Origin of the sequence: Reyranella aquatilis, from assembly GCF_020880995.1 — a bacterium.
Taxonomy (GTDB): Bacteria; Pseudomonadota; Alphaproteobacteria; order Reyranellales; family Reyranellaceae; genus Reyranella; species Reyranella aquatilis.
In genome coordinates this window covers 41,898-62,128 of record NZ_JAJISD010000010.1, presented here as the reverse complement: position 1 = coordinate 62,128, position 20,231 = coordinate 41,898, and the positions used below count along the sequence as shown (strand labels likewise).

The following is a 20,231-nucleotide window of genomic DNA, read 5'->3' as shown; positions in this document are numbered from 1 at the left end:
AGACGAATCGGGAGGACGAAGATGCTGCGTTCGAAGCTGATGGGGCTGCTGGCCGGCGGCCTGCTGGCGCTTGCCTTGCCCGCCGCCGCCCAGACACCGGCCTTTCCCGACAAGTCGATCCGTCTGGTCGTCGGCTTCCCGCCGGGCGGCGCGACCGACGTCATCGCACGGCTGATGGCGCAGGGGCTGACGACAGAACTCGGGCAGAACGTGCTGGTCGAGAACAAGGGCGGCGCGAGCGGCATCATCGCCTCGGAGATGGTCGTGAAGTCGCCGGCCGACGGCTACACGCTGCTGTTCGCGCCGAGTTCGCACGCCACGCTGGGTGCGCTCTACCCGAACCTCTCCTTCGACCCGCTGAAGGACTTCACGCCGATCGCCACGGTCGCGCGCACGCCCTATCTGCTCGTGGTGCATCCCGACCTCGGCGTGAAGACCGTCGCCGACCTCATTGCGCTGGCGAAGTCGAAGCCGAACGGCATCGCCTATGCGTCGACCGGCATGGGCACGGCGCAGCATCTCGCCGGCGAGATCCTGCAGCGCACCGCCGGCGTCCAGATCCTGCACGTGCCCTATCGCGGCAGCGGCGCGGTGCGCGCCGACATCCTCGCCGGCCGCATCCAGACGATGTTCGACAACGTCGCCGTGATGCTGCCGTACGTGCAGCGCGGCGAGATGCGCGCACTGGCCGTGACCGGTCCGAAGCGCAGCGCGCTGGCGCCCGATCTTCCCACCCTGCGCGAACTCAACCTCGCCGCCGCGGAGATCGAGGGTTGGTTCATCGTCCTCGGCCCGGCGGGCGTACCGGAGCCGGTGGTGAAGCGTCTCAACGAGGCGGTGAACAAGGTGCTGGCCGCGCCTGCGACGGCCGAGCGGCTCGCGACGCTGGGCGCCGAACCGCTCGCGGGCCCGCCGCAGGACGTCGTGACGCTGGTGAGCAACGACCGCGACCGCTGGGGCAAGGTGATCCGCGACGGCAACATCAAGCCGGAGTAGGAAATCTGCATATCGCCTGTGCGGGTCACATGCACGTGAGGGCTGTGACATGCGACGGCGCTGTCCCCGTCACCGCGCCGCAACCTCTGGAAATCGGCGAAGCCCTTCCCAGATGGTGCGCTCAGTAGCGTTCACCACCGGAAAGTCAGCCCACCGATGTTCAAGACCAGAATCGCCCTTTCGGCGTTTTTCGCCGCGATGGCAGTCGCGCCCTTGGCGACCCAGGCCGCAGGGCTGCCGAGCCCCCACGAGAACCTTCAGGACCAGGCCCTCGAAGAGTGCACCGTCGAGGCCCCCAGCGACACGCCGCTCGCCAGCGGACGCATTGTTGCCGTGGACAAGGAAGCGGGCCGCGTCACGATCGACTATCGTCCACTGCCACTGCTCCCGGAGGGAGGCGTTCGCGTCTTCGCGGTCGAAGATCCCTCGTCGCTCAAGGGTCTGGGCCCGGGCGATCGCGTCCGTTTCGAACTCGAACGCGATGGCCGCGGTTTCGTGGTCACACGGCTCGAGAACAGCAACTAGCTAGCCAGCGAGCCGCCGACGGGCGTGACGCAGCAGTTCGCCGTCGCCGGGTCGATCCATGGTTTCCACGCCGGCCAGCTTCTTCGCAAGCTGCTCGGCGTGGCCGACCCGAACGTACTTCTCGAAGTCCTGCCTCGGCCCCAACGGACCGGCAATCATCCAGGCCTCGACTTCGGTCAGCTCGGCAAGGATCGCCTCGAAATACTCGCGGTCGTCGCGAACGCGGCCATTGCCGTCGGCCCGCACTTCGCACTTCTCCACCTCACCCGATCCGAAGCGAAAGATGTGTGCTTCGTCGGCGTTCAGCCATACGGCGGCATGCGGTGCGCTCACAGGCCCCTCCGCGTTCGTCGGCCGTCCGATCGGCACGACCACCGGGGTGAGCAATCACGCATGGGGCACTTCCGGACCTGAGCCGGGGCCCGCGTACCCCGCAGGTGATCGTATTGCTCACTTGCATCTTCCTTCTCCTGTTCTTCGCCGCCTCAGGACAGGGAACGCCACCGCAGAAGGCGTGGTTGCCGGCAGGTTGCGGGGGCCGGAAACCGGCTCGTCGTCTTTCAGGGTTTCCGGGGCGCGAAAGGGGATCATCGATTTGAGTGGCCTCCCTCGCACCCGAAGCGGATGCTTTGTGCAACCAATCCGGAGGAAACCAACGTGGCAAAGAGACGGAACCTCATCCTGGGCGGGCTCGCGGCGACGGCTGCGATGGCAAGCGGTATCGGCGCGCGGGCTCAGGCCTTCCCGACCAAGCCGATCCGCTTCATCGTTCCGTTCGCGGCGGGCGGCAATGCCGACGTGACGGCCCGCCTCGCGGGCGAGGGCATGTCGCGCAAGCTCGGGCAGCCCGTCCTGGTCGACAACCGTCCGGGAGCGGGCGGGGTGGTCGGACAGGAATTGGTGCTGCAGGCGCCGCCGGACGGTTACACGATGGTGATCGCCGCTTTCGGCACGCTCTATGTTTCGCCCTTGATGGCAGGCAAGCCTTCCATGGTGCCGTCGTTCGCGCCGGTCAGCATGCTGAGCACGGTTCCGATGATCGTAGTGGTGCCGGCCAACAGCCGATTTACCGATTTCCAGTCGCTGCTGGCGGCCGCCAAAGCCAAGCCCGGCACGATCAGCATGGGACACGCCGGAAACGGGACGCCCAATCACACCGACATCCTGCGCCTGCAGGAAAACGAGAAGGTGAGCTTCTCGATCGTGCCCTATCGCGGCTCGGGCGTGGGGCTGAATGACGTCCTGGCCGGCCAGATCGACAGTTACGTCGACCAACTCAGCAGCTCACTGCCGCATCTGCAATCGGGCAAGCTGCGCGCGCTCGTCGTGATTGGCGAGAAGCGCACGCCCGAGCTGCCCAACGTGCCGACGCTAGCGGAAGTCGGCTGCACCCCGTTCGACGGCGGGACCACGCTCGGCGTGTTCGTGCGCCAGGACACGCCCGCGCCGATCATCGCGACGCTCAACGCCGCCGCCGTGACCGCGCTCGACGACCCTGCAATCAAGCAGAAATTCGTCGATCTGGGCGCAACCGTGCGTCCCTCGACGCCCGAGGGCTTTGCCGCCTTCATGAAGACGGAAGAGGCCGGGATCGGCGATCTCGCGAAGAAGGGCCTGCTGAAGCCGGAATAGCCCGGACGAACGGCCTACTTGGTCCTGGCCGCGCCCTGGCCTGTTGGGTCGCCGGCCTTGCCCTTGGCTTCAGCCGCCTTGAGCGAGTCCGCCTCGTCGGAGTCCAGCGCCTGCGCGGCGTCGCGGGCGGCCGAGTCCACGCTGCCCTTCTTGAGGAACTCGGCCGTGCGCTTGTTGTAGTCGGCGGTGGCGCTGTAGCTGCCTTCGCCCTCGATCTTCCCGTCGGCCTTTGCCTTGTCCATGTCACCCTCCGTCATTGTCCTGTGCGGACAACGCGGAGGCCGGCCGGAGGTTACGTGAGCAGTCCGATCTCGCGATAGAAACGCGCCACGCCGGGATGCAGCCTCTCGCGTCCGGGGACCACCGCGACGGTATTGGCCGCCGTGGTGTCGACCAGTTGCGGCGGCGGGTTGCCGGCCTGGTGCAGGGCGTGCAACGCCTTCGCGATGAGATAGCCCGCCGCGTCATCGAGACCGGGGCGCGCGAGCACGAAGCTCCACGAACCGATCGACGGGATCGCGGTCGTCTGGCCGGTGAAGCTGCCGGCGGCCTGGGTCACCGGCTTGAGGAACGGGTGGCGGGCCAGGATGCGCCGGATCTCGCCGGCATCGGGTGCGATGAAGCGCGCCCCGTCGCGGCTGTTGGCCATCGTGACGAAACCCGGCCAGCCGTTGCCCCCGCCCCACAGCGCGGCGACCCGCCCGTCGAGCACCATGGCCGGGCCGTCGCCCGCGCGTTCGAGATAGATCGGCCGGAAATCCTTCGCCGCGTCGAGACCGAGCCCGTCCATGGCATAGCGGCCGAGAATGACCAGACCCGAGCCGCCAGCCCCCCATGCGATCGACTGGCCCCTGAGGTCCGCGATCGTGCGATAGGGCGAGTCGGCCCGAACGACGAACATCCCGGCCGTCGGGTACATGGCCGTCAGCACGCGCAGATCGGCCGGCGCGCGGCCGATGCCCTGCAGCGACTCGTGCACCACCTCGCCCTGCACCAGCGCGATGTCGAGCGTGCCGGCTTCGAGCATCGGCACGTTTTCCGTACTGCCCCTGGTGTTGATCGCCTCGATCTGGAGTGTCGGATCGAAACGGCGCACGCCCTCTACGAAGGCTGCGCCATAGACCGGGAACCCGCCGCCCGGCGTGGCCGTGCCGAGGCGAATCTTCATGGTCTGCGCTCGGGCCGGCCCCGCCGCGAGCAGCAGACCTGCCGCCCCGCCGGCCTGCAACGCGACCCGGCGGCCAAGACGTGTCTTTGTGGTGCAATGCTCTTCATGCGAGTGTGCTGTAGGCCCCTGGAGAGAAGACATGCCTGACCGCCCTGAACTGATGGCCATAGGCGACTCCATCTACAACGGCACGCGCTCGCTGACCACCAACGCCGAGCTTGCAGCACTCGCCGTGCCGGCTCAGGTCGCGCGGGCCTTCGGCTGGGACTTCCGGACACCTTCGTATCCCCGCGAGATCCTGTTCGACCTGGAAGATCTCTTCCGCTCGGGCCGCTTCGATCTCGACGGGCTGAAGCAGTCGGTGCTCGCGAACGCGCAGGCCTGGCTAGACCAAGGCCGCTGGTCCGACGAAGACTGCTTCGACAACATCTCGATCGCCCAGACCACGATCGCCGACCAGGCCGCCCTCACCTACAACAACAGCGTCTCGAAGACCGCCGGATTGATCGACAAGGTGCGGGACGCCGAGGGCTTCGATTTCGTGGGTGTGGTACCGGCGCTCTACGAGGCGATCAACGCGAGCTTCCTGCTCAATCCCTCGAACGATCCGGCAAGCGTATTCGCCGACAGGACGCCGCTCGAGATCGTGGCGGAACGCCGGCCGAAGCGGCTGCTGGTCAACATCGGCATCAACGACGGCATCTGGACGATCTGCCTGATGGCGACGAAGGACCAGTTCGCGCCCGACGCCATCGCCACCGACATGCACGATCTCGGCGTGCGCCTGAACGACATGCGGCAGGCGGGACGGATCGACCGCGTCTATCTCAACCTGCTGCCCAAGCCGAGTTGCGTGGCCAACCTTATGCCCCGCGTCGATCCCGGCGCGTTGCCGCGCGGTGCCGACTACTTCCCCGAATATCTCGGGCGGCTCGGCCAGATCGGCGGCCTGAGCGGCGCCGAGATGAAGGCGCTGGACCAGGGCGTCCGCGACCTGAACCGGCGGATCGCCGACGACCTCACGGAGACCTTCGGCGGCGACGGGCTCGCCTTTGTCGACGCCTACGCGATGATGGAGCTGCACGACAACAAGCACTATCGCGAGACCCGCGAACACGAGGTCTGGATCAAGGACTGGCGGATCAACAACGTGCCGCTGCAGCGCTGGCCGCACAAAGGCGGACTCTACGGGCTCGACAACCTGCATCCCACCGCCGTCGGCTATGCGATCCTGGCGCAAGCGGTCTGCCAACGCATCGAGGCAGTGGAGGGCCTCGCCCCGGTGGCGCCGATCGACCTCGCGGCAGCGTTCCGCAGCGATTCGCTTTTGACCGATGTGCCGCGCCGCCTCGACATCAGCCTGTTGCTTATCAACCTCGTCGTGGCCTTCGCCGCGCTGGCGCGCCCGGGCGCCTAGAGCCGTTCCAGGTCACATTGACCCACTTACCTCATCCTGAGGAGTGCTGCGGAGCAGCGCGTCTCGAAGGATGGGCAACAGGCAAAGTGCGCGTTCCCACCCTTCGAGACGCATCGCTGCGCGATGCTCCTCAGGGTGAGGTCGTTGTTTGAATGTTCGGCTTGATTCAATCTCGCCCAGAAGCGCTCTAGGACTTCTTGGTCTCGATGTAGGGTTCGACCTTGCCCTTCAGCTTGATGGTGAGCGGATTGCCCTTGCGGTCGACGGTCTTGCCGACGGCAACGCGGATCCAGCCCTCGCTCACGCAATACTCCTCGACGTTGGTCTTCTCCTGGCCGTCGAACTTGATGCCGATGCCGCGCTGGAGAAGCGCTTCGTCGTAGTGCGGGCTCTTGGGATTGGTCGAGAGGCGGTCGGGGAGCGTATCGGTCATTTGTTTCCTATAGCATCAGCGCGTAGACGATGCCGGCTATCGAACTGGCCAGCAGGACCGGGATCATCCCGAAGCGGAAGCGGAATACAGCAACAGCACAGGCTGCCGCCAGTGCCACGGCGGCGATGTTTGCCGAGCCCATGACCGGCAGGTCGACGGTGGCGCCCAGCAGCCGGACCGTGCGCAATTCGGCGAACAGCACCTGCAGGCCGAACCAGACGGCGAGATTGAGGATCACGCCGACGATCGCCGCGGTAATGGCCGCAAGCGCGCCCGACAGCGCCTTGTTGGCGCGCAGCGCCTCGACATAGGGCGCGCCGACGAAGATCCAGAGGAAGCAGGGCACGAAAGTCACCCAGGTCGTGAGCAGGCCGCCCAGCGTGCCGGCGAGCAGCGGGCTCAGCCCGCCATGGTCCCGCCAGGCGCCCAGAAAGCCCACGAACTGCGTCACCATGATGAGCGGACCGGGCGTCGATTCGGCGAGGCCGAGACCGTCCAGCATCTCGCCGGCGGTGACCCAGCCATAGTGCTCGACCGCCTGCTGGGCGACGTAGGCCAGCACCGCGTAGGCGCCGCCGAACGTGACCACCGCCATCTTGCTGAAGAACACTGCGATCTGGGTGAAGATGTCGTCGGGCCCGCGCAGGAACCACAACAGGGCCACCGGGACGAGCCACAGCGCGAGGAAGATCGCGCCGATCGACAGGGTCCAGGCGAGATTGGGTCTGGCGTGCGCCGGCGTCGCCTCCCCCAGCAGGGACTCGGCATCGCCCAGCGCCGGGCCCTTGCCGACCCCATGGCCGCCGGCCTGGAAAGCGGTCGAGCCAAACCTCGTGGCGGCGTAGCCGATCACGCCGGCCGCCACGACGATCACCGGGAAGGGAACGCCGTAGAAGAAGATCGCGACGAAGGCAGCGGCCGCCAGAAGGCGCATGGCGTTGTTGCGCAGTGCCCGCCGGCCCACGCGGATCACCGCCTCGATCACGATCACCAGCACCGCGGCCTTCAGGCCGAAGAACAGGCCCTGGACCAGGGTCACCTTGCCCAGCAGCACGTAGATCCAGGACAGCGCCATGATGGCGACCATGCCCGGCAGCACGAACAATGTGCCGGCGAGAAGCCCGCCCGCCGTGCGGTGCATCAGCCAGCCCAGATAGGTTGCCAGCTGCTGCGCCTCGGGACCGGGCAGCAGGGTGCAGTAGTTCAGCGCCTGCAGGAAACGCTGCTCGCCGACCCACTTCTTCTCCTCGACCACGATGCGGTGCATCACCGCGATCTGGCCGGCCGGGCCGCCGAACGACAGGGCGGCGACCCGGAGCCAGACCTTCATGGCCTCGCCGAATGAAACGCCGTGCGGCTTCGGCTCAGTCATGACTTCCTCGCGGTCGGCGGCCAGTCGTGTCCCTCGTCGACGGCATCGCGGCACCAGCGATAGAAGGCGTCGTAGAGCGCAAGCCCGGCCTCAAGCTGCGCAAGATCGTCGGCATACATGCGCGACAGGCCAAGCGAGGCGGCCAGGAGCCCCGCCGATTCCGGCGCCAGTTCCGGTCGCGCCGTGTCGGCACCGCGCACGATCGTCGCAAGCCGCTTCAGCGGCTCGGTTTCGAGACCGAACTCTTCGACCATCAGATCGAAGGTGCAGCGCTCGCCGCGATGGCTCCAGTGCACGTTCTCGTGATCGACATCGAACGGCGTGGCACCGAAACGGTCGGCGACGTCGAGAACTTCCGCGGGCGCGACATAGAGGAACACCGCCTGCGGGTCGACGAAGCGACGGATCAGCCACGGACAGGCGATACGATCGACCTTGGGCCGGCTGCGCGTCACCCAGACGGTTCGGCCCTGGGAATCGCGGCGCGGCAGGCGCTCGGCCGGGACGGTCGGCAGCCGTGCCGCCTGCCACGCCACGATGCCGCCTTCGAGCGCGTCGGCTGGCACGCCCTCGTGGCGCAACCACGCGGCAACGCCGTGGCTGAGTTTCAGACCTCTCTTGCACACGATCACGGCCGGGCGGCCGGCAGCCACGAAGGCCGGCCCCCAGGCGGGAACGTCCGCCCAGGGGCGGCGCACCGCGCCGGGAACGAGTTGGGGGTTGGCGGCGAAGTCTTCATCCGTGCAGACGTCGATCACCAAGGGTGAATCGGGGCGGCCGATGAGACGGGCGAGTTTGTCCGGAGAAATCGTGTTGGGCGAAGGCATGCGCGGCGTCCTTGTTGAGTGGAGCAGGACGCGATGCTTCGGCTGTCGCCTCGTGGGGAGATCGCGATCCCCATCGCGCCCTTTTTAAAGGGAGTGCAAATAGTGTCAAGCTTGCCCGATTGCCGCGGCCGCGGGCTGACGGTAGTTTGCCCTCGGGATATTGGGACTGTCAGTGCGGATATATACCGGGGGTTTCATGGCTTGGGGTCGTCTCGTTCTTGTTGCATTGGCCGTGGTGGGTACGGTCGTGGCGTGCAGCCAGGCCTCGCGCGTCGTGCAGTCGACCGCGCAGATCAAGCGCGCCTATTGGGGGCTGCCGCAGGCCGGACCGGGCGCCGACGTGACCAGCATGGTCACGTGCCCGGGCGGCTATCCCTGCGACGTGTTCGCCAATGGCCCGGCCTATAACGACAACCGTTACGATCTCAACAAGAAGCTGACCGTCATCTGGACGTGTCAGCCGCAGAACTTCGTGCTGGCCGAGGTCGCACCGCCGACCTTCAAGGTCCGCATGGCCTGCGTCGGCGCCGCTCCGATCGTGCCGCGCCGTATCGACATTCTCGAAGCCTCGTGGGGTGGGCCCTCTTCGACCATCGACGTGACCCAGCAGGTCCGCGAGATCTGCGGCGAGGGCTCGACGCGCTGCCAGGTGCCGGCGATGGCCTACATCTTCGGCATGCCCGATCGCCTCACCAAGACCCTTCGCATCCGCTACACCTGCAACGGGCAGACGACGCCGGGCCGTCAGGCGACCGAGAACAGCGTGGCCGACCTGCGCTGCGAGCAGCCGGCCGACCTGGGTTACTGACGCGGACGAAGTGCCTCAGCGCCGGTCGGCGGGAACGCCGGGCGGCGGGGGGCTGCGGCGGCATTCGCCATGGAGCAGCCCACCGTAATTGGCACCGAGCGGCGTCATCGAGAAGGCGCCGTCGTTTCTGTTGTACGTCATCGTGAAGTTCGGGAAGCTTGCCCGCACGGCCTGGAACGTGATCGCGACGTTCGTTCCGTCGGCCATCGACGTGCCGTCCCAGACACCCGCCGTGTTGCGTCGATCGTCGAAGACGACGCTGAAGTTTCGCACCTGACCGCCCTGGTCCGTGACCTTGCAGGCGAGCCAGCGCGACTCCGCCATCGCCGGCGCGGCGACGACGGCCATGCCGGCCACCGTCACCAGGAATGTCGCAAGCCGCATCTGGGTGCTCCCCGGCTGCTTACTTCGGCGCCATGCGGATCGCGCCGTCCAGGCGGATCGTCTCGCCGTTCAGCATCGGGTTCTCGACGATGCTCATGGCAAGCTGCGCATATTCCTTCGGATCGCCGAGACGCGAGGGGAACGGCACCTGCGCGCCGAGGCTCTTCTGCGCTTCCGCGGGGAGGCTCATCATCATCGGGGTGAGGAACAGGCCCGGCGCGATGGTGCAGACGCGCACGCCGAGGCTCGCGAGGTCGCGCGCGATCGGCAGGGTCATGCCGACCACGCCGCCCTTCGACGCCGAATAGGCCGCCTGGCCGATCTGGCCGTCGAACGCCGCAACCGACGCGGTGTTGACGATGACGCCGCGCTCGCCGCCGTCCAGCGGTTCGGCCTGGCTCATCGCGTAGGCCGCGATGCGGATCACGTTGAAGGTGCCGATCAGGTTCACCTGGATGACCTGGCTGAACATCGCCAGATCGTGCGGGCCGGACTTGGAGATGGTGCGGCCGGAGCGGCCGATGCCGGCGCAGTTCACGACGACGCGCGGCGTACCCAGCTTCTCGACGACCGTCTTCACCGAGGCCTCGACGCTGGCGGCGTCCGCCACGTTGGTCTTCACGAAGAGGCCGCCGATTTCCCTGGCCTTCTGCTCGCCCAGCTCGTCCTGCAGGTCGAAGATGGCAACCTTGGCGCCTGCGGCTGCCAGCGCCGACGCCGTGGCGCCGCCCAATCCCGAAGCGCCGCCCGTGACGATGGCGGCCTGACCCTTGACGTTCATTGCTGTCCTCCGTGCCCATTCTCGAGCAGTGGGGCGCTTTTAGCACTTCCATCCCCCTTGCCAAGCCGGGTGCCCGACCCAACCTCTTCCGGCATGAGCGACGTATCCGATCTGGCGAGGAACGAGGCGACCGTCCGCCGGAACTTCTGGGAGAAGGCCCGCCGCACTCTGGGCCGGGTCCCCTTCACCGAGGACGCGGTCGCAGCCTTCTATTGCGCCACCGACAGCGCGACGCCGCTGCCGATCCGCGCCACCCTGTTCGGGGCACTGGCCTATTTCGTGCTGCCGTTCGACGCCATCCCCGACCTCCTGCTCGGCCTCGGCTTCACCGACGACGCCGCCATCATGGTGGCTGCCTTCACCGCCGCCCGCATGCACATCACCGAGGCGCATCGCGCCCAGGCGCGCGCGTGGCTGCTCAAGGAGCAGAGCCAGACGGAGGCTTCTCGGGGGGCTTCTCCGGCGGGCTGACCGCCGCCGCGCGGCGACGCTCGCGCGCGACCACGTGCTCGCGATGGGCGATGTAGAGCGCCGAGGCGATGACGATGGCGGCACCGACATAGGTCCAGACCACAGGCATCTCGCCCCACATCAGCCAGCCCATGAACACCGCGAAGGGCAGGCGCATGTATTCGAACGGCGCGATCGCCGACATCTCGCCCGCCTTGAAGGCCTGGACCCAAAAGTACTGACCGACCGTCGCGGTCGAGGCGATGCCGATCGCCAGAACCCAGCCCCAGAGATCGGGCCAGCGCCACACCCATATCGCTGGTGGCGCCAGCAGCAGGGTCGAGAAGATGGCGAACTGCGTCAGGATCATCAGCGGCGACTCCGAATCCGACAGGCGCTTCACCAGCAGGATCGAGATCGCCACGCAGGCGGCATTTGCCAACGCCACCAACGCGCCGAGTTGCAGGCTCCCCTCGCCCGGCCGCACCATCACCAGCACGCCGGCGAAGCCCACGACGGTCGCCGTCCAGCGCCGCCAGCGGACCTTCTCCTTCGCGATCAGCGCCGCCACGACCACGGAGAAGAGCGGCTGGGAAAAGGCGATGGCGGTCGCATCGGCCAGCGGCAGCATCGAGATCGCATAGAAACCCAGCACCATCGAGGTGGTGCCCATGAAGGTACGCCAGAAATGCCCCTTGATGCGTTGGCTGAGCCACGGCTTCACGCGGCCGGAGAGCATCAGCGGCAGCAGCATCACCACCGAGATGACGGCCCGGAAGAACGCTGTCTGGACGCTTTCGACCTGCTCGGACAGCAGGCGGATCATCACGCCCGTCGAGGTGAAGATGAAGCCGCCGCTCACCAGCCACAGCGCGCCTTGCACGTTGGGCGGCAGGCGCCGCAGCCAGTCCCGCATCAGATCTTCCGCTCGTGACCGACCCAGTAAGGCTCGCGCAGCGTCTTCTTCAGGACCTTGCCCACGGGGCTGCGCGGCAGCGTGGCGACGAAGTCCACCGTCTTGGGCGCCTTGACGCCGCCCAGCTTCTCCTTGGCGAGCCGGATCAGCTCGTCGGCCTCCACCGTCATGCCGGGCTTCAGCTCGACGACGGCCTTCACCGCCTCGCCCCACTTCTCGTCGGGCACGCCGATCACCGCGCAGTCCTGGACGGCGGGATGGCTCCACAGCACCTGCTCGACCTCGCCCGGGAAGACGTTGAAGCCGCCGGAGATGATCATGTCCTTCTTGCGATCGACGATGTAGACGAACCCGTCCTCGTCGATGACGCCGATGTCGCCGGTATGGTGCCAGCCGAAGGCGGACGCCTCGGCGGTCGCCTCGACGTTGTTGTAGTAGCCCTTCATCACGAGATTGCCGCGCACGACGATCTCGCCGCGCTGGCCGCGCGGCAGCAGCTTGCCGTGATCGTCCATGACCTCGAGCCGCACCAGCGGCGAGACCTTGCCGCAACTCGCGAGCCGGTGGCGGTTGTTGCTCTCCAGCGCCGCCACGTGGTCGGCCGGCGAGAAGAAGGTGCAGATCATGCAGGCCTCGGCCTGGCCGTAGGTCTGGGTCAGCACAGGACCGAACACCTTCACCGCCTCGATCAGCTTGTCGACCGACATCGGCGCCGAGGCATAGACGAGGTGCTGCAGCGAACTGTAGTCGTACTTGGCCACGTCGGGATGGGCGAGCAGCATGTAGATCAGGGTCGGTGGCATGTAGACATGCGTGACCTTGTGCTTCTCGATTGCGGCCAGAATGCCGCCGGGATCGGCCGTGCCCATGAAGATGTTGGTGCCGCCGAACGGCAGCAGCGGGAACGAGCACACGCCGGCCGCATGCGTCATCGGCGCCACCATCAGATGGACCGGCGGCGACTTCACAGGCATGCAGGCCCAGAAGATCGAGTTCATCGTCTCGATGTTGCCGTTGGTGATCTGCACGCCCTTGGGCCGGCCGGTGGTGCCGCCCGAACTCGCGAGGAAGGCCACGTCGTCCGGCGCGTCGGGCAGGTCCGGCGCCAGTTCCTTCTGCGCCGCCAGCCACCCATCGAAGGATGGCGTGTCGATGCAGATGAAGCCGGTGATGCGCGGACAGGCCTCGCGAATGCGCGGCAGATAGGCCTCGAAGCTCGAATGGTAGAACAGCACCTCCACGTCGGTGTTGTTCAGGATGTAGAGGTTCTCCTCCAGCGCGTTGCGCGCATTGACCGGCGCCCAGGTGACGCCGGCGCGCACGATGCCCAGCAGGCAGGCATAGGCCATCGCATGGTTGGGACTGTAGACGGCGGCCTTCGAGCCGCGCCCGAGACCCATCGCCAGCAGCCCGTTGGCGACGCGATGCGTCTGCCCGCGCACCTCGCGATAGGTCCAGCCCTGCGTGCCGTCATGCAAGCAATGCCGCTCCGGATAGAGATCGGCACCACGGTCGAAGTAGTCGATCAGCCGCATGGCATCCCTCTCCCTATGCTCCGGCTTCGGGCAGCGTCGTGTCGCCCGGCCCCAGCGGCCGCTCCATGAGGACGCTGTCGAGCCAGCGGCCGAATTTGAATCCGACGCTCTTCAGCGTGCCGACCATTTCGAAGCCGCAGGAGGCGTGGAGATTGATCGAGGCCACGTGCGCGGAATCGCCGATCACCGCGATCATCTGCCGACGGCCGTCGCGGGCGCAGAGGTCGATCAGCGGCACGAGCAGTGCCTTTCCGACGCCCTGCCCGATCGCGTCCTTGTCGATGTAGATCGAGTTCTCGACGGTGAAGCGATAGGCCGGGCGGGTGCGATAGAGGCCGGCATAGGCGTAACCCAATACGCGCCCTTCCTTTTCGGCCACGATGTAGGGCAGGCCGAGGTCGAGCACCGCCGCCCGGCGCTTCTTCATCTCGGCGAGGTCGGGCGGATCGACCTCGAAGGAGGCCGTGCCGTGCAGCACGTGATGTCCGTAGATTTCGGCGCAGCGCGCCACGTCGGCCTCGGTCGAGGCCCTCACCGTCAATCCGCTCACGTCTTCAAATCCCCACGCCGGTTCAGGCGGGGACTATAGCGCGTCAGTTCGCGCCGCGCCGTATCTGGCCGGCATCCGGCCCGTCGAACTTGAACAGCGAGGCCGCGAGCGGCAGGCCGGTCTGCAGGCCGTTCAGGGCCACGTCGACCCGCTGGCCGCGATTGTCGATGATGCTCCAGCCGCGCAGAACCATCGGGTTCTCGTTCAGCCGCACGATGACCTTGCCTTCGTTGGGCTTCTTGGTCTGGCTCATGGTGAGCTGCAGCATGCCGTCCGTGCGGTCAACCTTCTCGACCGTCAGGTCGCCGCCCTGCAGCACCATCGGCTCGCGTACCAGGAACGACGCGGCCGTCCAGCCGATCGGCCACTGGCCGAAATCGCGGTTGGCGATGTCCCACATCGTCACCTGGCTGCCGTCGGCCACGATCTTGAGCTGCGAGGGCGGGTCGTATTCGAAGCGCATGCGGCCGGGGCGGCTCACCGAGAGCGTACCCTGCACGACCGTGCCGCCGGGGTTCGACTGGACGAAGCGGGCCTGCATCGTGCGAATGCTGTTGAAGTAGCGCTCCACTTCCGCGACCTGCGGGTTGGAGGCCGGCGCCTGGGCCTGCTGCACCGGAGCCTGGGCGTGAGCCTGAACCGTTCCGAGAGTGAGGAGAGCGGCGGCGGAAAGGGCGGTGAGCAGCGTGCGCATGCCGCGGATATGACGGTCGAATACGGCGGAATCAAGCATCGGCAGGTACTTCCCAATCAGATGAACGGCCGTTTACCATGGAGGCAACAGCAGGAGGTAACGCCATGCATGTCGGAATGGCTGCAGTCTTCCAGAACACCGGCCGGGCGCTGAGCGACCGCCAGATCTACCTGAACGAGCTGGCGCTGGCCGACATGGCCGAGCCGCTGGGCTTCGACTCCATCTGGTCGGTCGAGCACCATTTCACCGACTACACGATGTGTCCCGACGTGGTGCAGTTCCTGTCCTACATGGCCGGCCGCACCAAGCACGTCCGGCTGGGCTCGATGGTGGTGGTCCTGCCATGGCACGATCCGATGCGGGTCGCCGAGCAGATCTCCATGCTCGATCACCTGTCCGGCGGCCGCATGATCCTGGGACTGGGCCGCGGCGCCGGGAAGGTCGAGTTCGACGGGTTCCGCCTCGACATGGGCGACAGCCGCGAACTGTTCGTCGAATACGGCGAGGCGCTGCTCAGGGGCCTCGAGACCGGCGTGATGGAATACCAGGGCAAGCACTACAAGCAGCCGCCAGTCGAGATCCGTCCCGCCCCCTTCAAGAGCTTCCGCGGCCGCACCTACGCCGCCGCCGTCTCGCCGGAGAGCGCACGCATCATGGCGCGGCTCGGCGTCGGCCTGCTGATCATCCCGCAGAAGCCGTGGCGCGAGGTCGAGAAGGAGCTGGCGGAGTACAATGCGCTCTATCGCGAGATCAACGGCAGCGATGCGCCGCAGCCGATCTCTGCCGGGTGGACCTTCGTCGACGAAAGCGCGGAGCGGGCGCGCGAGATGGCCGTCAGATACATCGGCGGCTACTACCGCACGGTACTCGACCACTACCAGTTCGCCGGCGCGCACATGAAGAACCAGCGGGGCTACGAGTACTACGCCAAGATGAACGAGAAGCTCGCGGTCTATGGCGACCAGAAGGCGATCGAATTCTTCGCCGACCTGCAGGTCTACGGCACCCCCGAGCAGGTCCACGACAAGATCATGGCGATCCACAGGCAGACCAACAATTGCGGCTATGTCGGCGTCTTCTCCTATGCCGGCATGCCGCACGAGGAGGCGGCGCGGAACATGGCGATGTTCGCCCGGACCGTCATGCCCGAACTGAAGAAGTTCGATGCCGGCGCGCCGGTCGACCGCTCCATGCCCCTGCCCGACCTGCGCTTCGCCGCCGCGGCCGCGGAGTAGCAGGCAGGCGCGAGCCCGCGGCGCCTGCTACGATGCGGCATGGATGCGATACCGGCCCGGCCGGCCGAACTGAATGCTGGCTGACCTCAAGGCGGCCTGGCGCCTGCGCAGCGGACAGGCCGGAGTCCGCCGACTCGCGCTTCTGACCCTGCTGGTGATGCTGGCCGGCGCCACCGATGGCATCGGCCTCGCGCTTCTCGTGCCCCTGCTGAACTCGCTGGGCGCCACCGAGGCCGGGCCGGCAGCCGGCCTCTACGCGCTACTGCCGCGTTCGCTGCCGGCGCTGCTGCTGCTGTTCCTCGCCGTGGTGCTGCTGCGGGCCCTGGTCTCGCGCGCCCGGCAGATCGCGACGGCGGAGCTCTCCTTCGACTTCGCGGTGGCGCTTAGGGTTCGCGCCTATGCCGCGATCGCCCATGCGTCGTGGTCCCATCTTCGCCGCCAGCGGGCGGCCGATTTCCACGCCCTCTTCTCGACCGAGATCGATCGCGTCGAGTACGCGACCCACCTGCTGCTCGACACGCCGGCGCGACTGTCCATCCTGGCCGCGCACTTCGTCGTCGCCTTCGCCATCGCGCCGGGCTTCACAGCGCTGGCGCTCGCGTTCGGCGCGGCGCTCGCCTGGCTGATGCGTCACCGGCTGACGGAAAGCCGGCGCCTCGGCGAACTCTCCTCACAAGCCAATCTGCGGGTGAGCCGCGAGATCACCGAGTTCCTGCAGGCCCTCAAGCTCACCAAGGCCTATGGCGCCGAGACGCAGCATGTCGCGGCTTTCGAGGCCGCCGCGCGCGGGGCCGAGGGCGCCGATCTCGCGGCCGCGCGCCTGCAGGCCAACACCCGCCTGCTCCTCGACTGCGTCGTCGCCGTGGCGCTGGCAGGCTTCCTGTGGCTGGCAGCCGTGTGGGCGAAGCTGCCGCTCGCCGACCTGCTGGTCCTGATCCTCGTCTTCCAGCGGCTGCTGCCGATGCTGCAGAGCGTGCAGGAACTCAGCCAGCAGTTCGTCCACGCATCGCCGGCCTACCGGTCCGTCGCTGCTGCAATCGAGGCGTGCGAGGCCGCGGCTGATCCCGCGGCGGCCCCGGATGCGCCGCCCATCGCCTTCGAGCGGGAGATCAGCTTGGAGGATGTCCGCTTCGGCTACGGCGGCGATCATCCGGAGGTGCTGCGGGGCATCGATCTCTCGCTGCCCGCGGGCTCCCTCACCGTGCTGTCGGGCGCATCCGGGGCAGGCAAGAGCACCATCCTCGACCTGCTGGCCGGCCTGCTGGCGCCGCAATCGGGACGCATCCTGATCGACGGGCGGGAACTGACGCCGGAGATCGCACCGGCCTGGCGGCGTTCGGTCGGCACGATGGCGCAGGAGGCCTTCCTCTTCCACGCCTCGATCCGGGAGAACCTCGCCTGGTCCAGCCCCGGCGCCTCCGACGAGGCGATGCTCGAAGCTCTCCGCCTGGCCGGCCTCTCCGGGTTGATCGCCGCGTTGCCGCAGGGACTCGACACGGTCGTGGGTGACCGCGGCGCCAGCCTCTCGGGCGGCGAGCGTCAGCGATTGGCGCTCGCGCGCCTGCTGTTGCGCGCGCCGCGCCTGATCCTCCTCGACGAACCGGCCAGCGCCCTCGACGCCGACAACGAGGAGCGCATCCTCGAGACGATCGCCGGCCTAAGGGGACGCTGCACGATCCTGCTCGTGACCCACCGGCCCCACGCCATCGCGGCCCCCGACCGTCACGTGGCGCTGGCCGGTGGCAGGCTGGTCGATGGGGAGCTGCTCGACGGCAGGCTGGGATGAACGGCACGGCCTTCCGCTTTCTCGCCGCCGGGTCGTTGCGCTACCTGCGAAGCGCGGCGAAGCACGTCGTGAAAGGCGTGCTTGGCCGCCCGCATCGCTACACCGACACCGACGTCCTGTACCGGCAGTATGTGCGGCAACTCCTGGGTGGGCCCCGGATCGCGAGGATCACCTGCCGCTGCTCGACACTCGAGGGCGCGGGATCGCAGGCGTTGCTCACCATGCGGGCCATCCGGTTTGCCCGTGCCCACGGCCTCACCTACTGCCACACGCCGTTCCGCGAACTGCATCACGCCGACCGGCCGATGCCCGAGTGGGCCGCCGCCTGGGAAGCGCAGTTCAACCTCGGCGCCGGTGAAACGACCGACACGCGCGATGCCGTCAACTTCGCGTTCACCTTTCCCGTCCTTCAGGCCCTGTTCGGCGTCAGCGACGACGAGAGGCCGTTCGAACAGGCGCTCGTCGGCGAGTTCCGGCGCAAGTACAGGCTGGACAAGCCGCGCACCGTGCAGCCGCTTCCGAGCGTCTGCATTCATGTACGCCGCCGGAACCGTCATGACTTCCACGCCGAGGATTCGACCGACATGGCGTGCGTGGCCGCGGTCGTTGCGCAACTGCGCCGCGGTCTCGGCGAATTGGGGCTGGCGTACACGCTGCGTGTCTTCTCGCAGGGCGACCGCTCGGAGTTTCGCGCGCTCGACTTGCCGGACGACTGTCTGTTCATCGACGCCGACCCACTCTGGAGCATGCGCGAGATGATCGACTCCGACCTGCTGGTGACGACGCGCGGCACCTTCAGTCACGTGACGGGCCTGCTGTGCGACGGTGTCGTCCTGGCAGACGGATCGTTTGCCTCGCAGCCGGGATGGCTGACCTACGACGCCGGCGGTGCCTTCGACACGGCTGCGCTGGCGTCCGCCGTTTCGGCGAAGATCCGCTCGGCGAGCGGCAGGTAGCGGGCCAGCACCGGCTCGAACTTGGTGTACTCGCGCAGCGCCTTCACGATCGCGAAAAGGCGCAGCCTGAACGGCGGCAGGGAAGCGCGCGGATCGATCAGCGGGCTTTCGAAGCGGGACGCCTTGGCGTCGCGTGACCTGAACTCGAGGGCCAGACTGAGACGTGGCTCGACCCCGCCGGCATTGGCGCCACCCCAATGGACGAGGTCGCCCCTCCAGCCGATCAGCGAGCCCGCCGGAACCGGCAAGGCAATCACCTCCTGCAACAGGCGGCGGAACGCCCTGGGCGCCAGGTCCCGCTGTTCTTCCACCGCGGTAGAGACTTCTCGCGACGCGGCGGCGGGCAGCAGGAACATGCAGCCATTGTCGACAGTGGCATCCGACAGCGGGATCCAGAGAGACAGGAACGTCTCGCCGCTGTCACGGTAGTCGTCGTGCGGGCTCCACCCGGCCGCGCCTCGTCCACCCCACACCCAGTGCGCCCAGACCACCGTGTTCTGGAAATAGCCCTCGCCGACCGTGCGCTCGAGAAAGGCAGCGACGGCAGGCGAACGCGCGATGGTCCAGAAATCGTCGAAGACGAAAGCGAAGGCCACGGGCCAGCCGTCGGCGCGCACCGCCTCGACGATGCGCCGCATCCGGGAGATCCGGCCGGGATCGAAAACACCGTGCAGCCTGAAATAGCCATCCCGGGCGAGGCGGCGTTCTTCACGCGCCGAATCCTCCTCGCAGAGCTGCGCCGCCTCATCGCCCACCCGCTGTTCCTCGCCGATGGATCCGAAAGGCACGAGCTGGCGCCACCGGTCGGGATCCAATGCCTCTTCAAAGCGCCTCTGCATCGCCTCGGGCGGAAGTTCGGACTCTTTGAGAAGCGCCTCTGCGGCCAACGCGAGCTGCTGCGGCGAGGCGCGCATCACCCGGCCGATCGCGCATGGGCAAACAAGGGGCGCAGATCGTCGGGCAGGTCCGTCAGGAAGTCCGGCTCGAAAACCAGCCGCTGCAGGGTTTCCTTCCGGAAGTTGACCGGATCCTGGTACCAGCGGCGCGCGTAGGTCGCATAGACCATAGGCCGTACCTGGTCGGAGCGGTTGGGGGTGCCGCTGTGGAAGGTGCGATAGTCCCACAACATGCAGGAACCGACGGGGATGACGGGACGCAACGGCTCCTGGTCCTCGTGTTTTCCGCGACGATGGCTGCCCGGCCAGATTGCCGTGGTTCCCGACAGCTCGTTCATCTCGATGAGGGGCAGGCCGAACGTCAGCGCGTAAGCGGGCAACAGGCGCGAAATCTCCGAGCTGAACAGGATCGGCCCGTCGTGATGGATGTGCTGATCCTCGGCACCGCTCAGCGACAGGATCGCACCGAAGGCGTCGATGATCGCTGCCTTGTCGAGGATCGTGCGCACGAGTGCCAGCACGTAGGGGTTGGCGAATATGCCCGGCGCGCCGAGGCCGCCGGAGAACCGCAGCGGGATCATGAAACGGCGGGCGCCCACTTCGAGCGAGTCGGCCGCCTCCTGGTCGCGAATCTGATCCTTGTAGTTCTGGAAAAACTCCACATGAAGCGCGCGGATGGTTTCCGGCGGCACGACGTTGTCGAGGATCACGTAGCCGTGACGCGTGAAACCCTCGAATGCGGCTTCGATCAGCTTCGACTGCGCGAGATCCTCGGTCGAAACGCCCTTAAAATCGAAACGATTCATGCGCGTCGCCTGTTACCCTGCCCTGCCGGTGCGGTGGTATGTGTGCGACTAAACTGTCCCAACA

23 protein-coding genes are annotated in these 20,231 nt (G+C 67.3%); 9 read left to right on the top strand and 14 right to left on the bottom strand.

Going from position 1 to position 20,231, the window contains the following annotated elements; translation table 11 throughout:
• Positions 1-21 precede the first annotated feature (21 nt).
• A complete protein-coding gene (locus tag LJ725_RS21200; protein ID WP_230552840.1) occupies positions 22-996 on the top strand; it encodes a tripartite tricarboxylate transporter substrate binding protein in 975 nt (324 codons plus the stop codon).
• Between the two features lie 156 nt (positions 997-1,152).
• Entirely contained in the window at positions 1,153-1,521 is a 369-nt protein-coding gene (locus LJ725_RS21195) for a copper-binding protein (RefSeq protein WP_230552838.1), read from the top strand.
• Here the strand turns inward: LJ725_RS21195 and LJ725_RS21190 are convergent, their stop codons facing one another.
• A complete protein-coding gene (locus tag LJ725_RS21190) occupies positions 1,522-1,908 on the bottom strand; it encodes a hypothetical protein (protein WP_230552836.1) in 387 nt (128 codons plus the stop codon). It lies immediately after the preceding gene.
• Positions 1,909-2,178: 270 nt separating this feature from the next.
• Here LJ725_RS21190 and LJ725_RS21185 point away from each other — a divergent pair, with 270 nt between their 5' ends.
• Positions 2,179-3,153, top strand: coding sequence for a Bug family tripartite tricarboxylate transporter substrate binding protein (locus LJ725_RS21185; protein WP_230552834.1), 975 nt, complete (start codon positions 2,179-2,181; stop codon positions 3,151-3,153).
• A 14-nt stretch (positions 3,154-3,167) separates the two neighbouring features.
• Here LJ725_RS21185 and LJ725_RS21180 read toward each other — a convergent pair whose 3' ends face one another.
• Positions 3,168-3,395 carry a hypothetical protein gene (locus tag LJ725_RS21180; RefSeq protein WP_230552832.1) on the bottom strand — a complete coding sequence of 76 codons (228 nt, stop codon included), beginning with the start codon at positions 3,393-3,395 and terminating at the stop codon, positions 3,168-3,170.
• 50 nt (positions 3,396-3,445) lie between these two features.
• Positions 3,446-4,381 carry a TAXI family TRAP transporter solute-binding subunit gene (locus LJ725_RS21175; RefSeq protein ID WP_230553105.1) on the bottom strand — a complete coding sequence of 312 codons (936 nt, stop codon included), beginning with the start codon at positions 4,379-4,381 and terminating at the stop codon, positions 3,446-3,448.
• Positions 4,382-4,460: 79 nt separating this feature from the next.
• On the opposite strand from LJ725_RS21175, the gene LJ725_RS21170 reads away from it, so the two are divergent.
• Positions 4,461-5,738 (top strand): SGNH/GDSL hydrolase family protein, encoded by a 1,278-nt coding sequence (locus LJ725_RS21170; protein WP_230552830.1) that lies wholly within the window; start codon positions 4,461-4,463, stop codon positions 5,736-5,738.
• A 187-nt stretch (positions 5,739-5,925) separates the two neighbouring features.
• Here LJ725_RS21170 and LJ725_RS21165 read toward each other — a convergent pair whose 3' ends face one another.
• The 3 genes from LJ725_RS21165 to LJ725_RS21155 are packed head-to-tail and all read right to left on the bottom strand — an operon-like array spanning position 5,926 to position 8,370.
• Positions 5,926-6,171, bottom strand: a complete 246-nt coding sequence (locus tag LJ725_RS21165; protein ID WP_230552829.1) for a DUF3297 family protein — start codon at positions 6,169-6,171, stop codon at positions 5,926-5,928.
• A 7-nt stretch (positions 6,172-6,178) separates the two neighbouring features.
• Positions 6,179-7,543 (bottom strand): chromate efflux transporter, encoded by a 1,365-nt coding sequence (gene chrA, locus LJ725_RS21160; protein ID WP_230552828.1) that lies wholly within the window; start codon positions 7,541-7,543, stop codon positions 6,179-6,181.
• Positions 7,540-8,370, bottom strand: coding sequence for a chromate resistance protein ChrB domain-containing protein (locus LJ725_RS21155; RefSeq protein WP_230552827.1), 831 nt, complete (start codon positions 8,368-8,370; stop codon positions 7,540-7,542). The genes chrA and LJ725_RS21155 overlap by 4 nt, the downstream gene beginning before the upstream one ends.
• A gap of 196 nt (positions 8,371-8,566) precedes the next feature.
• Here LJ725_RS21155 and LJ725_RS21150 point away from each other — a divergent pair, with 196 nt between their 5' ends.
• Complete coding sequence (locus LJ725_RS21150) at positions 8,567-9,178, top strand: hypothetical protein (protein ID WP_230552826.1); 612 nt, start codon at positions 8,567-8,569, stop codon at positions 9,176-9,178.
• Positions 9,179-9,193: 15 nt separating this feature from the next.
• Here LJ725_RS21150 and LJ725_RS21145 read toward each other — a convergent pair whose 3' ends face one another.
• Together LJ725_RS21145 and LJ725_RS21140 are read right to left on the bottom strand one after the other, a co-directional pair.
• The gene (locus LJ725_RS21145; RefSeq protein ID WP_230552825.1) at positions 9,194-9,562 is read right to left on the bottom strand and encodes a hypothetical protein; all 369 of its coding nucleotides are present in this window, start codon (positions 9,560-9,562) and stop codon (positions 9,194-9,196) included.
• Positions 9,563-9,581: 19 nt separating this feature from the next.
• The gene (locus LJ725_RS21140; RefSeq protein WP_230552823.1) at positions 9,582-10,343 is read right to left on the bottom strand and encodes an SDR family NAD(P)-dependent oxidoreductase; all 762 of its coding nucleotides are present in this window, start codon (positions 10,341-10,343) and stop codon (positions 9,582-9,584) included.
• A gap of 93 nt (positions 10,344-10,436) precedes the next feature.
• Between LJ725_RS21140 and LJ725_RS21135 the strand changes: the two genes are divergently transcribed.
• A complete protein-coding gene (locus LJ725_RS21135) occupies positions 10,437-10,814 on the top strand; it encodes a YkvA family protein (RefSeq protein WP_230552821.1) in 378 nt (125 codons plus the stop codon).
• Here LJ725_RS21135 and LJ725_RS21130 read toward each other — a convergent pair.
• Genes LJ725_RS21130 through LJ725_RS21115 form a run of 4 tightly spaced genes read right to left on the bottom strand, consistent with a single transcriptional unit; the run spans position 10,762 to position 14,527 of the window.
• Entirely contained in the window at positions 10,762-11,709 is a 948-nt protein-coding gene (locus tag LJ725_RS21130; protein WP_230552819.1) for a DMT family transporter, read from the bottom strand. The two genes, LJ725_RS21135 and LJ725_RS21130, sit on opposite strands and share 53 nt — an antisense overlap.
• On the bottom strand, positions 11,709-13,244 hold the full coding sequence (locus LJ725_RS21125; RefSeq protein WP_230552817.1) for a class I adenylate-forming enzyme family protein: 1,536 nt from the start codon (positions 13,242-13,244) through the stop codon (positions 11,709-11,711). The genes LJ725_RS21130 and LJ725_RS21125 overlap by 1 nt, the downstream gene beginning before the upstream one ends.
• A gap of 13 nt (positions 13,245-13,257) precedes the next feature.
• Complete coding sequence (locus LJ725_RS21120; protein WP_230552816.1) at positions 13,258-13,794, bottom strand: GNAT family N-acetyltransferase; 537 nt, start codon at positions 13,792-13,794, stop codon at positions 13,258-13,260.
• A gap of 43 nt (positions 13,795-13,837) precedes the next feature.
• On the bottom strand, positions 13,838-14,527 hold the full coding sequence (locus LJ725_RS21115) for a LolA family protein (RefSeq protein ID WP_230552814.1): 690 nt from the start codon (positions 14,525-14,527) through the stop codon (positions 13,838-13,840).
• Between the two features lie 77 nt (positions 14,528-14,604).
• Here LJ725_RS21115 and LJ725_RS21110 point away from each other — a divergent pair, with 77 nt between their 5' ends.
• The 3 genes from LJ725_RS21110 (at position 14,605) to LJ725_RS21100 (ending at position 18,465) form a co-directional block, all read left to right on the top strand.
• On the top strand, positions 14,605-15,723 hold the full coding sequence (locus tag LJ725_RS21110) for an LLM class flavin-dependent oxidoreductase (protein WP_230552813.1): 1,119 nt from the start codon (positions 14,605-14,607) through the stop codon (positions 15,721-15,723).
• A 73-nt stretch (positions 15,724-15,796) separates the two neighbouring features.
• Positions 15,797-17,509 carry an ATP-binding cassette domain-containing protein gene (locus tag LJ725_RS21105; RefSeq protein WP_230552811.1) on the top strand — a complete coding sequence of 571 codons (1,713 nt, stop codon included), beginning with the start codon at positions 15,797-15,799 and terminating at the stop codon, positions 17,507-17,509.
• Entirely contained in the window at positions 17,506-18,465 is a 960-nt protein-coding gene (locus tag LJ725_RS21100; RefSeq protein ID WP_230552810.1) for a hypothetical protein, read from the top strand. The genes LJ725_RS21105 and LJ725_RS21100 overlap by 4 nt, the downstream gene beginning before the upstream one ends.
• On the opposite strand, the gene LJ725_RS21095 is transcribed toward LJ725_RS21100, so the two are convergent.
• A complete protein-coding gene (locus LJ725_RS21095) occupies positions 18,384-19,379 on the bottom strand; it encodes a phytanoyl-CoA dioxygenase family protein (protein WP_230552808.1) in 996 nt (331 codons plus the stop codon). The two genes, LJ725_RS21100 and LJ725_RS21095, sit on opposite strands and share 82 nt — an antisense overlap.
• Complete coding sequence (locus tag LJ725_RS21090; RefSeq protein ID WP_230552805.1) at positions 19,379-20,167, bottom strand: phytanoyl-CoA dioxygenase family protein; 789 nt, start codon at positions 20,165-20,167, stop codon at positions 19,379-19,381. Before LJ725_RS21090 ends, LJ725_RS21095 begins: the two co-directional genes overlap by 1 nt.
• Positions 20,168-20,231 lie beyond the last annotated feature (64 nt).